The organism is Pseudarthrobacter sp. MDT1-40-2 (assembly GCF_059383595.1).
In genome coordinates this window covers 1-13059 of sequence record NZ_JBWZCL010000004.1, presented here as the reverse complement: position 1 = coordinate 13059, position 13059 = coordinate 1, and the positions used below count along the sequence as shown (strand labels likewise).

10 protein-coding genes are annotated in these 13059 nt (G+C 65.6%); 8 read left to right on the top strand and 2 right to left on the bottom strand.

The annotated features are described in order from the left end of the window. Positions 1-26: 26 nt before the first annotated feature. The 6 genes from AC50X5_RS12520 (at position 27) to AC50X5_RS12495 (ending at position 7676) form a co-directional block, all read left to right on the top strand. Positions 27-809: a GntR family transcriptional regulator gene (locus AC50X5_RS12520; RefSeq protein WP_494976420.1), complete on the top strand. Its 783-nt coding sequence runs from the start codon at positions 27-29 to the stop codon at positions 807-809. A 189-nt stretch (positions 810-998) separates the two neighbouring features. Beyond that, positions 999-1994, top strand: coding sequence for a LacI family DNA-binding transcriptional regulator (locus tag AC50X5_RS12515; protein WP_494976419.1), 996 nt, complete (start codon positions 999-1001; stop codon positions 1992-1994). Between the two features lie 43 nt (positions 1995-2037). Continuing rightward, complete coding sequence (locus AC50X5_RS12510) at positions 2038-3414, top strand: ABC transporter substrate-binding protein (protein ID WP_494976418.1); 1377 nt, start codon at positions 2038-2040, stop codon at positions 3412-3414. Further along, complete coding sequence (locus AC50X5_RS12505) at positions 3411-4331, top strand: carbohydrate ABC transporter permease (protein WP_494976417.1); 921 nt, start codon at positions 3411-3413, stop codon at positions 4329-4331. The genes AC50X5_RS12510 and AC50X5_RS12505 overlap by 4 nt, the downstream gene beginning before the upstream one ends. 38 nt (positions 4332-4369) lie before the next feature. Further along, complete coding sequence (locus AC50X5_RS12500) at positions 4370-5287, top strand: carbohydrate ABC transporter permease (RefSeq protein WP_494976416.1); 918 nt, start codon at positions 4370-4372, stop codon at positions 5285-5287. Between the two features lie 67 nt (positions 5288-5354). Then, positions 5355-7676, top strand: coding sequence for a beta-L-arabinofuranosidase domain-containing protein (locus AC50X5_RS12495; RefSeq protein WP_494976415.1), 2322 nt, complete (start codon positions 5355-5357; stop codon positions 7674-7676). An 85-nt stretch (positions 7677-7761) separates the two neighbouring features. Here AC50X5_RS12495 and AC50X5_RS12490 read toward each other — a convergent pair whose 3' ends face one another. Beyond that, the gene (locus AC50X5_RS12490) at positions 7762-8784 is read right to left on the bottom strand and encodes a nucleoside hydrolase (RefSeq protein ID WP_494976414.1); all 1023 of its coding nucleotides are present in this window, start codon (positions 8782-8784) and stop codon (positions 7762-7764) included. Between the two features lie 38 nt (positions 8785-8822). Beyond that, positions 8823-10244 carry an MFS transporter gene (locus AC50X5_RS12485; RefSeq protein WP_494976413.1) on the bottom strand — a complete coding sequence of 474 codons (1422 nt, stop codon included), beginning with the start codon at positions 10242-10244 and terminating at the stop codon, positions 8823-8825. 131 nt (positions 10245-10375) lie between these two features. On the opposite strand from AC50X5_RS12485, the gene AC50X5_RS12480 reads away from it, so the two are divergent. Beyond that, the gene (locus AC50X5_RS12480; RefSeq protein WP_494976412.1) at positions 10376-11233 is read left to right on the top strand and encodes a ribokinase; all 858 of its coding nucleotides are present in this window, start codon (positions 10376-10378) and stop codon (positions 11231-11233) included. Positions 11234-11410: 177 nt separating this feature from the next. Beyond that, positions 11411-12952 (top strand): alanine/glycine:cation symporter family protein, encoded by a 1542-nt coding sequence (locus AC50X5_RS12475; protein WP_494976411.1) that lies wholly within the window; start codon positions 11411-11413, stop codon positions 12950-12952. The last annotated feature ends 107 nt before the right edge of the window (positions 12953-13059 follow it).

Genomic DNA, 13059 nt, shown 5'->3' with positions numbered 1-13059 from the left:
AGACCAGCAGCAAAGCGAGGCATAACGTGCACGAGGACGCCGCGAGCTTCCTGTCCCGGCCGGTGGCCGCCCAGCCCGGCTCACCCCTGCGCGTGGCGGTGTATTCGAGGATTGCCGAGGCCATCCGGAACAACCTCCTGACGCCCGGTTCCATGATCCCCACGGAAACCGAGCTCGGCGCGGACATGAAGGTCAGCCGTACGGTGGTCCGCGAGGCACTGATGCTGCTGGAGGAGGACGGCCTGATCCGGGCGCGGCGCGGGGTAGGCCGGTTTGTCTCGGACACCCTCCCCCGCATCGGCATCGAACGGATCCGGCCTTTCGAGGATGTCCTTGGCGGCCCCGGGCAGCACCTGGAGATCAAGCGGATCCAAAAGGAATTGCAGCCTGCGTCTGAGTTCGTCGCCCCGGGAGTCGGGGTGGAACCGGGCATCGGTTGTTGGCTCTGGGAGTCCGTGCTCATCCGGGACGGTGAGGCCATCGCCCACCTGCAGGAGCACGTCTCCGCCCAGCCGGTGAGCCTGGGCACCGGCCCCGCCGCGCCCCTGGACCTGAAGGACGACGGCGGAGCCACCTTGCTGGCCACGCTCAGCACAGCGATGGGCCGGGTTCCGGGCCCGGGCGAGTGCCAGATCAGCCTGAGCCAGGTGGGACCCAGCCGCGCCAAGCTGCTGGACCTGCGGCCCTCAGATCCGGTGCTGGTGCTCACCCAGTACGTCCGCCAGGGCAACCGGCCCTTCTACCTGGCCAAGTGCCTGATCGCGGCGCGGGCCGGGCACCTCTCCGTAATGCAGTCGCTTCAATCCTGAGGCCGCGGAAAATTCGTCCCTGCAGCTTTAGTCCTGCAGCAAGAGCGTTAGGCCGGTGATCCCACCATGCCTCAGCCTGGGCTCGCGAAGCCGGCCTAGCGTGCGACGGAAATGTTTCCTATTGACAGGAAAACTTTCCGCAACCTAGGATGAATGTGTTGTACATCTCATTCGCATTCAGGAGGATCCGTGAGCTTCACGTCCCGCAGGGTCACCATGGCTGACGTCGCCAGTGCCTCCGGTGTCTCCATTGGCACGGTGTCCAAGGCTCTCAATAAGCGGGGCCAGCTACGTGAAGACACTCGGGACCGCGTCCTGGCTGCCGCCCGGGAACTCGGTTTCGAGGCCCAAATTCCTGAAAGCAGCGGCAACGACGTCCTCACCATTGGGCTGGTGACCTCTGACGACATCGGACGCTTCAGCATTCCCGTCATGTACGGGCTTGAGGACTCGTTCGGCCCGGACCAGGCGTCCGTGCTCATCAGCAACTCCCGGGGAGACCTGGTCCGCGAGCGCCACGGCGTGGAGACGCTGGCCTCCCGCAACGTAGATGCAATCGTGGTAATGACCAACCTCACTGGCCCGCGCGCTCCCCTGCCCCCAACATCGGTCCCGATCGTCTATGTCATGGGACATTCTTCCGACCCTCAAGACATGTCCGTGGTGGTGGACCAAGTGCAGGGCATGCTCCTGGCGCTGGAACATGCATCCAATCTGGGCCACCAGAACATCGCATATGTCGCAGGACCGCGCCAGGACTACTCGGCGCGCATCCGCGCTCAAGCGGTACAGGAGCATGCCGCGGCGTTCGGGCTTACGCTGGTGGGCGATCGTCCACTCTACGGAAACTGGTCCGAGGCCTGGGGTAGGCAGGCCGCCCAGATGCTGCGCCAGCGGGTGGAACCCGTCGATATCGTGCTCTGCGGCAGTGACGAAATCGCCCGCGGTGTAGCTGATGGACTCCGCGAGGCAAGCATTGTGGTGCCCCACGACGTCGCCATCATTGGCTTCGACAATTGGGCAGCGGCGGCGGTGAACTGCAGGCCGGCCCTGACGACTATCGACATGAACCTTGAAGAACTGGGCCGCGTGGCAGGAGCACGCGTCATTGATGCCATTGGCGGCAACAGCAGGCCCGGGGTCGAAGCACAGCCCTGTCAGCTCATTGTGCGCGATTCCACCTAAGAACCCATTCAGCTCCACGAACGTCAACCACAACGAGGGACCAATGATGCACTCCCCACCGGCCGGACTTCGCCGTGCCCTGGAAACCCGCAACGGCGGCAGCCCGGACTTCAGCCGCCGCTCCGTTCTGACGCTCGGAACCGCAGCCCTGGCAGCGGCATTCGGCCTATCCGGATGCTCGGCTGTCCTGCCGGAAACGAACGTGGCTGCAGCGAACTTCGGGAAAAACCCGTCCGGCACCATCCGCTTCTGGTGCCGGGCCACGGCCTTCAAACCAGCGCAGCTCATCGTGGACAAGTACCACCGCGCCCAGCAGGGGGTAAGGATCGAGCTCACGGTCCTGCCCGAGGGCCAGATGACAACAAAGCTGGCCACAGCCATCCGGGGCGGCTCGGTGCCGGACGTCGTAGCCCCGGACTCCGTCACTACCCCCGTTTTCACCACACGGAACGCCTTCACGGACCTCACCCCGCTGATCAACGAGCTTCCCTACGCGCAGTACCTTAACAAGCCGCTCCTGGACGTGGCCTCCTTCGACGGAAAGATCTATGGGCTCCCGGCTCTGTCTAACGTCTCGCAGCTATTCTGGAACAAAGAGCTCTACGGGAAAGCCGGGCTGAACCCGGACAAGGGCCCAAGCAACTACACCGAATACCTGGAGCATGCCCAGGCGGTGCAGTCCATCAACGGGGTTTCCGGAGTGACCTTTACCGGCAACTCCGCCGGCATCCTGGGCTACGTGATCCAACCGCATTTCTGGGCGGACCAGAGCCCGTTCTACGACGGGCCGCTGGGAAACCAGCAGGCGGCGGTATGGGGCAATGAGCCGCTCCGCAGGACGCTGGAGCTTTACCGCGGCTTCTACACCGAAGGGTTGGCCCAGCCGGGAGCGGAGGCTGACGGCGGTGAGGCCTGGGGTCAGGACTTCCTCAACGGAACTGTGGGCCTCTTTCCGGGATCCTACGACCTGGTGGTCGGCGGTGCTACGCCCGAATTTCTGGGCAAGCTCGGCGTCAGCGCCTTCCCGGGCCCCGACGGAAACTTTTCCCAGTTTTCCGGCGGAGCGGTGCTGTCCATCCCCCGGGGTGCGGTGAATCCCGGTGCCGCCTGGGATTTCATCCGCTTCGTCGGCGAGCTGGAACAGCAGTCCGAACTGGCGGCACTGGGTTGGTACCCGGTCCGCAGCGACATCCTCCAGACAGGCTTCAGCGAGAAGTTCCCGCTCATGGTTCCAGGCATGGAGCGCATGAACGAAGGCTTCGCCGCTCCAACCACGCTCTACACACAGCTCACCAACACCGTGCAGTCCCCTTGGCTTGCGATGTTCCGCGACGCAGTCTTCACCCAAAACGCCCTCGACGACGTTCTTCAGCGGGCACACGAAGAGACTGCCCGAGTATTGAAGGTGAACCAGGTATGAACACCACAACCGCCCAACAGGCCCAACCCCGAACAGGGCAGGCACCTAGGCGGGCATCGCGCCGCGATTCCTACACCGGGATGTTCATGCTCGCCCCGGCCGTGCTGCTGGTAGCTGTTTTTGTCATCGTTCCATTGATTTTTGCCGTGGTCATCTCCCTGACCAGCTGGCCCCTCGTCGGTGAGGTTAGATTTAGCGGGATCGACAACTACGTCACTGCCTTCGCCGATACCGTGTTTTGGGGATCCATCCTCTACACATTGGGTTTTGCCGTAACCTCCACGGCCCTGGGGATCACGGTGGGCTACCTGCTGGCCATGCTCGTCCGGTCCAACCGCCGCGGTGCCGGGCTCATCCGCACAGCAGTGTTCCTGCCCTACGTCATCGGCATCACGTCACTGAGCTTTGTGGCTCTCTTGGAGTTCCGGCCGGACAGCGGCGCGCTGGACCAGCTGCTCCTGAAGCTCGGCATCACCGCCACGCCCACGGCCTGGCTCCTCGACGGAACGAGCGCCACGGTGCTGATTATCCTCCTGGGCGCCTACGTGGGCTCCGGCTTCACCATGATCATCCTGATGTCCGGCATGCAGGGCATCCCGGAGGAACTCTACGAATCCGCCCAGATCGACGGCGCCGGCCGGTGGAAGCAGGAATTCCTGGTCACTGTTCCGCTGGTCAAGCGGTACTTGGGGCTGCTAACGATCATGGGCTTCATCGGCGCCATCCTCGCCTTCACCCAGTTCTTCATCATCACGGGCGGAGGCCCCGGCACAGGAACCCTCACCACCATGCTCTACGTCTACAACAAGGCCTTCGGCGACCTGCAGGTGGGCTACGCAACCGCCCTGTCCTTCGTCGTCGTCGTCATCGCAGCAGGTCTCACCCTGGTGCAGTTCCGCGTCATGCGCGACGACTGACGAAACCCTGTAGTCCGCGTCCGATCAAAGGAGATATCGTGACAACTTCCATCCAGGCGCCGCCGGTCACCACCCGGCGGCCCCACACTCCCACCAACACCCCGTCCACCAAGAAGGCACCGGCGTGGGCAAGGTTCAGGACGGCACTGTACGCGGTGATTGGCACTGTGGTGTCCCTTGTCTTCGTGGCCCCGGTCCTATGGTCCATCCTCCGGTCCCTCCAGCCCGGAGACCAGATCGCAGGACCGGCAACCGGGCAGACCTTCACGGACCTGTCCTTCGACAACTACGAAGGCCTCATCAACAACATCGGCGCAGGCTCCTACATCTGGAACAGCCTGATCATTGCGCTGGGATCGGCGGTGCTGAGCATGGTCATCACCACCCTTGCCGCCTACGCCCTGGTCAACTTCCCGTTCCGGGGATCCAACCTGGCATTTGCGCTCATCCTGCTGACCATGATGGTCCCCTTCCAGGCCATCCTGACCCCGCTTTTCCTGGAGATGAACGCCTTGGGCCTGACCGACTCGCTGGCCGGCATCATCGTCTTCCACCTCACCTTCAACCTCCCCTTCGGCGTCTTTCTCATGCGGAACTCGTTTGCCCAGATTCCCACAGAGGTGGTGGAAGCGGCCCGAATCGACGGCGCGGGCCCCCTCCGCATTCTGTTCTCGGTGCTGCGGCCCATGATTGTCCCCGGGGCGGTTACTGTCTTCCTCTTCGCGTTCCTCGGCGCATGGGGAGACTTCCTGGGAGCGCTGACCTTCCTGACCAAGCAGGAGCTGTTCACCCTGCCCGTCGCCGTCCAGAACGTCGCCTCCGGCGCGTTCGGCACGGTGAATTACGGCTACGTGATCGCGGGCGCGGTGCTGCTCATGCTCCCCTGCCTTCTCCTTTACGCAGCTGTCCAGCGCTACTATGTCCGGGGCCTCGTCGCAGGGGCTGTCAAGGGCTAAACCCACGCCGTCCCTTCCTCCCGCGCCCCCACGCTTTGAGCCCCAAACCGAGAAAGCCGCACCTCCCATGCACCACACCACCGCCTTCGCGGAGACCACCGCGCCGCCGTCGTCCTTTCCCCTGGACCGCGTCCGGCTGCTGCCCAGCGATTTCAAAAGGGCGCAGGACACGGACGTCCGCTATGTCCTGGCACTTGACGCTGACCGCCTCTGCGCGCCGTATCGCAGGGAAGCAGGACTCACGACGACGGTGGCCGGCTACGGCGGGTGGGAATCCGACGGCATGGGGGGACACATCGGCGGGCACTACCTCTCCGCGTGCGCGCAGTTGTTCGCGGCGACGGACGATGCCCGGTTGCTCGAACGGCTACAGTACGTGCTGAGCCTTTTCGAAGAGTGCCAGAACGCGGCCGGTACCGGGTACCTGGGCGGAGTTCCCGGCGGCCGGCAGCTCGGGGAAGAACTCCGTGCAGGGCAGGTTGATGCGGACCTGTTCACGCTGAATGGGCGCTGGGTCCCGCTGTACAACCTGCACAAGACCTTTGCCGGGCTTCTGGATGCCTACACGTATGCGGGGTTGGGATCCGCCTTGCAAATGCTGGTCCGGCTTGCAGACTGGTGGCTGACGGTTTCCGTCGGCCTGGCTGATGACGTGTTCGAGGAAGTCCTGATTACTGAGTTTGGTGGCATGAATGACACCCTGACATCCCTTGCCCAGCTGACCGGGCGGGATGAGTATTTGCGGGAGGCTCAGCGCTTCGCGCATCGGGCCATCCTGAAACCCCTTGCCGCAGGACAGGACCGGCTGGACGGGCTCCATGCCAACACGCAGATACCCAAGGTGGTGGGGTACGAACGGTACGCGCAGGCCACGGGCGATCCGGAGTACCTCATGGCGTCCGACTTCTTCTGGCAGACGGTTACCCGTGAGCGGACCGTGTCGATCGGTGGCAACAGCGTACGGGAGCATTTTCACCCGTCGCGCGATTTCACGCCCATGGTCCTGGACGTCCAGGGCCCGGAGACCTGCAACACCTACAACATGCTGAAACTGGCCAAGCTGCGCTTCGAGCGGACCGCCGACCCGGGAGCGCTGGAGTTCTACGAGCGCGCTACCTTCAACCACATCCTCTCCTCCCAGCACCCCGAGCGTGGCGGGTTTGTGTACTTCACGCCGATGCGTCCGTCCCACTACCGCGTGTACTCCACTGTCCACGAATCCATGTGGTGCTGCGTGGGTTCCGGACTGGAGAACCATGCCCGCTACGGCGAGCTGATCTACAGCCGCCAAGGCGGGAACTTGGCAGTGAACCTCTACATCGCCTCGGAGCTTAACTGGGCCGAACGCGGAGTGACGGTCCGGATGGAGACGGATTTCCCGTATTCGGATACCGTCCGGCTGACGGTCTCAGCAGACAGCCCCACAGAGTTCACCCTGCAGCTCCGCCGTCCGGAATGGGCCACGGCAATGATGCTGGGTGTACAGCCGGCCAGCGGAGGGTCACAGGAGGTGCAGGCGGTGCACGGGAACACTGGCAGCATCTGTCGTATGTGGGAGGGAACCACTACAGTCACCGTCCGGCTGCAGGCTGAGATTCGCGCCGAAGCCCTGCCCGATGGTTCTCCCTGGGTTTCCTTCCTCTACGGTCCCGTAGTTCTCGCCGCCAGGGAGGGGACTGCCGGTGTGGATGCTTTCGAGGCGCAAGACGAACGAATGGGCCATGTTGCCTCCGGATTACAGGAACCCCTGGCCGGCACCGCCGTGGTGGTTGCCGCAGACCCCGCAGCCGCCGTCGAACTGTCCGATCGGGAGGCCATCACCGCAGAACTGACCGCCGTCCGGCACGGGACAACCGTCCGGCTCACGCTGGAGCCGTTCGTCGGGATCCACGACGAACGCTACACCGTGTATTGGCCCACCGGCTCCTCCGAGATGCGGCTTGCCGAGCTTGCCGCAACTGATGCGGCAGCGGACAAGGGGGGCGGCGTCATCGACGCCGTGACCGCGGGCGAGCAGCAGCCGGAGTCCGACCACTTCTTTGCCGGCGAAGCCACCCGAGCCGGCGGCCAGGACGGGGTGCACTGGCGCAACGCGACGGGCTGGTTCTCCTACCTGCTGAAGGACTCCGACGGCCGGGCCGCCTCCGTACGGGTACGGATGCGGCCTGACACGGGAGGCGGGCAGCGAATCAGCCTCAACGGTGTGCCGCTTACCGAGGCTTTGCTCTCTGGCGTCGAGCGTGGCGCAGAGGTTTCCGAGTACGCCGTCCCCGCGGAGGCAAAGACTGCAGCCTCCGGGGAACTCGTGTTTGCCGTCCACGCCCTCCCAGGCACTGCTACGGGTGACCTGCTCTCTGTGGAGTTACTCGAGGGCGGACAGGCAGGGTGAGCCGGCGCCGTCCTCTACCTCACCGCCAGCAGGACGTGGAGGATGACGGCGGATTTACCTTGCTTGAACTAGACGGCATCCGGGCCTAGGCGACCGAATCCGCTGAGGCGAGTGCCGCCGTCGTGGTTTCGGCAGGCTCAACCACCGAATAGGCCAGCAGGGTCTCCACCAGGTGCGGCGCGAAATCGCTGTCCAACTCCAGCACCACCCGGCAACGCGCGCCTGCCTGCTCCGGGTAGCCCACGTAGCGTCCGCGGAGGTCGCAGATGGTCTGGCCGCGGCCGGGACCCTGGGTGGTGTCGACGTCGACCCTCACCACCGGCGCGAGCGCGGCAACCACGCCGCCCATCGCAATGGCTGCGGCGAGGGGATCGTGCATGGCGGAGCAGGCGCGGCCGAACTGGCTTTCGTAGAAGCGGAAGTAGTAGCCCAGCATCTCCCCCAGCGCCCGCGGCACCGGCCCCGGCGCGGCGAGCAGCTGCTGCCGGTGGCTCTCTTCCAGGACGGATGCCATGGTGACATCCAGCGGTACCAGGGTCACGTCCCAGTCGGCCGCAAGGACCTCGGCGGCGGCCTCGGGATCGTTGGCGATGTTGGCTTCGGCCACCGCGGTGATGTTGCCGGGGGCGTAAGCGGCGCCGCCCATGATGGTGACGTTGTGGACCAGCCGCGGCAGCTGCGGATCCAGCCGGAGGGCCTCGGCAATGTTGGTCAGCGGGCCGACGGCCAGGATCCGGAGCGTGCCGGGGTGTTCGTGGGCGAGCCGGACCAGCATCTGTGCCGCGGATTCGGGCGCGAGCCGGACGGTGGATGCCTCCAGAGATACCTCGCCGATGCCGTTGGCGCCGTGGACGTGCGGGGCGCCGCCGCGGAAGCCGCCCACCAGGGGGTCGTGTGCGCCGAGGGCGACGGGGATGTGCGCGCGGCCGGCGAGCTGGAGCAGGTCCAGGGTGTTGCGGGCGCCGACGGCGGCACTGACGTTGCCGCTGACGGTGCCAATCCCGAGGAGGTCCGCCTGCGGGGAGGCGAGCAGGTAGGCCAGGGCCAGGGCGTCGTCGATCCCGGTGTCGCAGTCGAGGTAGATCGGGCTGCTGGGAGGGGTGGTCATGCTGTGTTTCTCGTTTCGGTTGGTGCGGGGTGTGGAGGTCAGACCGTTTCGCCCTTGGGCGCGGCCACGAAGAGACTGACAATAAAGGCGGCGGCGGTGATGCCCACCGAGATCCAGAGGGCGGTGGCGTAGCCGGCGGACGTTGCCTGGGCGGCGAACGGCGCAACGACCACGACGCCGAGGCTCGCCCCGATGCCGAAGGAGGCACCGTTGATGCCCGGCAGCGCGGCCGGGGCTTCCTTGGGTGAGAGCAGGACGGAGAGCCCGTTGATGGCGGTGAGGAAGAAGCCGTTGTAGAAGATGCCCAGGGCGGCGATGGCGATCAGTACGCCTACTTGGTTGTGGGAGAACGTGGCGGCGGTGATGGCGCAGGCCAGGCTGAGGCCGGTGCCGATCCGGAGGGTTTTGATCCAGCCGCGGCGGTCTGCGAGCCAGCCGGCCAGCGGTGCGGCGAAGACGCCGATCAGCGCGGCGGGCGTAAGGAACAGCAGGGCGGAGACGGAGGCGCTGAGGCCGAAGCCGTTGAGGGTGTCCTGGCTGAGCAGCACCACGGTGAAGTTGATGATGGCGAAGATGCCGGCGAGGGTCAGCACGGTGGTGGCGATGACCGGCCAGACCTGGCGGGAGCGCAGGTGGTGGACGGCGATCAGCGGGTGGCTGCGCTTTTTCTCGATCATCCAGAAGGCGGTGAAGGAGGCGATGGAGCCGGCCAGCAGGGCCAGGGTGCTGGGCGCGGTCCAGCCGGCGGCCGAGCCGTCGGAAACGAAGTAGGTGATGAAGACCAGGAACACGGAGAGGGATCCGGCGCCCCACCAGTCCATGGCGCCGCGGACGCCCTGGGGCCGCCCGCCCGGGACCATTTTGAGGATGCAGCCGGCGGCGACGGCCGTCAGGACCAGGACGACGACGAAGATGGACCGGAAGCCCAGTGTCTCGGCCATCAGTCCGCCCACGTAGCCGTCCACCCCGCCCACTCCGCCGTTGATGGCGGCGATGATGCCTACGGAGGTGCCGAAGACTCGGGCGTTCAGGTTTTCGCTGAGCACAATGTAGGCCAGGGCGAAGACGGCGCTGGAGACGCCCTGCAGGAACCGGCCGGCCACCAGCAGCGGCAGGGCGGGGGCGACGATGCAGAGGACGGTGCCGGCTCCCATGATGCCGAGTACCACGAGGAGGGCGGTGCGTCGGCCGATGAAGTCACTCCAGCGTCCGATGACCGGCCCGGCGATGGCGCCGGCCAGGAAGAACATGGACTGGACCGGGGCTGCGCTGTCCGCGCCCAGGCCGAAGGAGGCGGCGATCTGCGGCAGCGCAGGGGTGACCATGCTGGCGTTGAGCTGGAAGGACAGGACGCCCAGCAGCAGGGTGGAAATCAGCAGCGCGGCGCGGCGGCCGGCGAATTTGGGTGTTTCTTTTTCGGTCTCCGGTGGCGGTGCGGCAACCGAGGTATGGGTGTTCACATCAAACTCCTTTGTTTGGCAGGCAGGATCCTGCATCTGGGACGTGAGTTGTTATACAACCATGTATGACACACAAGTACAACCGTGCCGTACACTATTTCTTACTCAGACCCCGGCCCGTTAGGACTTCCATGAGCACCGCACTTCCTGCCGTCACCGTCGTCGGCAGCATCAACCTGGACATCATCGCCACCACGGACCGGCTTCCCACCGCCGGCGAAACCATTGGCGGCGGCGTCCTGCACCAGCAGCCCGGCGGCAAGGGCGCCAACCAGGCCGTTGCCGCAGCACGGCTGGGCGGCAGCGTGGGGATGATCGGCGCCGTGGGCGCTGACGCCTCCGGCCGCCTGATGATCGAGGCTCTGTCCGGCGCTGGTGTGGACGCCTCCGCCGTGGCAATGCTCGACGACGACGCAACTGGTACCGCGCTGATCGTGGTGGACGCCGAAGGGGAAAACCAGATTGTGGTGTGCCCTGGTGCCAACTCGCGGCTCTCCGTGGACGGCATGACGTTCCGCCCGGAGGAGACGGTGCTGTGCCAGCTTGAGGTGGGCGTGCCCGTGGTGCTGGAGGCGGCCCGGCGGTCCGAGGGTTTCTTTGTACTGAACGCGGCACCGGCTCTGGACCTGCCGGCGGAACTGCTGGAGCGCTGCGACCTGGTGATCGTCAACGAGACCGAATACGCTCTGATCCCGGCCCTGGCAAAAGCGAGGCTGGTGGCCGTTACCTACGGCAAGGACGGCGCGGCGATGTTTGAGCACGGTACCAAGGTGGCAGAGGCGCCGGCCGGCGTGGTGACGGTAGCGAACACCATCGGCGCGGGCGACGCGTTCTGCGCCGCCCTGGTGCTGGCACTTGGCTCCGGACTCCCCTACGCCGAGGCGCTCGCCGTGGCCAACGCCGTGGGCGCCGACGCAGTGGGCGACGCCTCGTCCCAGCCGGCGCTGGCCCCGCTGGCGGAGTACATTGCGCGGGTGGCCGCCTCGTGATTTCACACCTGCGCTGACATTCTTGTGGGGCGGATAGCAGCCCAAATGGACCCGCACAAAACTTCGTGAGAGACTTCACAGGTTTTGGTGTGGTGCGCGCCACCGAGTCAACCGACTGCGCGCAGCACCTGGCATCCACCGCATCACCCGCGCTCTTCATGGAGGGACCCCACACTTATGAGCGATGTTTTATCAGCCATCAATGGCGTGATCTGGAGCGACTGGCTCGTTTATCTCTGCCTCGCTACCGGCGTCTACTTCTCCGTCCGTTCGCGCTTCCTGCAGGTGCGGCATGTCAAGGGCATGATCCAGCAGATCATCGGGGGTGAGAAGTCCGCCGCCGGCGTCTCCTCGTTCCAGGCCCTGGCAATGTCCCTGTCCGGCCGCGTGGGCACCGGCAACGTCGCCGGCGTCGCCACCGCGGTCGCCTTCGGCGGACCGGGCGCACTGTTCTGGATGTGGGCAGTGGCCTTCCTGGGCGCGTCGACGTCGTTCATCGAATCCACTCTGGGCCAGATCTACAAGACCCGCGATCCGCTGACCGGCGAGTACCGCGGCGGCCCCGCGTACTACTTCTCCCGCGCGTTCGCCCACACCAAGGGCGCCAAATTCTTCAAGGTGTACGGCTACGTCTTCGCCGCCGTGACCGTGCTGGCCTGCGGCGTCCTGATGCCGGGCGTCCAGACCAACTCGATGGCCACCGCAATCAGCGGCGCCTGGACCATTGAACCGTGGATCGTTGCCGTGGGCTCCGTCATCCTCATGGCGTTCGTGATCATCGGCGGCGTGAAGCGCATCGCCAGCGTCGCGGCGTTCGTCGTGCCGTTCATGGCCATTGCCTACATCGTCCTGGCCCTGATCGTCGTGTTCGTTAACGCCGGCCAGCTGCCGGAGATGCTCGCGCTGGTGTTCCGCAGCGCCCTGGGTATGGACTCGGCCCTCGGCGCCATCATTGGCCTTGCCGTGATGTGGGGCGTCAAGCGCGGCGTCTACTCCAACGAGGCCGGCCAGGGTACGGGCCCGCACGCCGCTGCCGCCGCCGAGGTCTCGCACCCGGCGAAGCAGGGCCTGGTCCAGGCCTTCGCTGTCTACATCGATACGCTGTTCGTCTGCTCGGCTACCGGTTTCCTGATCCTCTCTACCGGCGCTTACCGCGTCTTCTCCGGAGGCACCGAGGACGGCGGGATCCTGAAAGAAGGCGGCCTGCTTTCGGCAACTGCCGTCGTGGGCCCGCAGTATGTGCAGACCGGCTTCGATTCGGTCTTCCCCGGTTTCGGTGCCGCGTTTATCGCGATCACGCTGATCTTCTTCTGCCTGACCACGGTCATCGCCTACTACTACATGGCGGAAACCAACCTGCGCTTCCTGGTGGGCACCTCGTCTAAGAAGCTGATCCCGGGTCTGAAGGTCAGCATTGGCCGCGTGACCACCATGGCACTGCAGGTGGCGATCCTGATCGCCGTCGCCTACGGCTGCGTGAACACCGCCGCCGACGCCTGGGTGATGGGCGACATCGGCGTGGGCCTCATGGCCTGGCTGAACATCATCGGCATCCTGGTCCTGCAGGAGCCGGCGTTTAAGGCGCTCAAGGACTTCGAACGGCAGCAGAAGCTGGGCCTGGACCCGGTGTTTGACCCGAAGCCGCTGGGCATCGTCGGGGCCACCTTCTGGGAGTCCTACAAGCCGGCCGAGCGCGAGAAGGTATCCGCGCAGAGCTAGTGCTCCGGCAACACCTGAACTAAACGCACGACGGCGGTGGGGGGGGGGGGGGTGGCGGGGGGGGAGGCGTTTGGGTTTGGTGGGGGGGGGGGGGGGGTAGGGGGGGG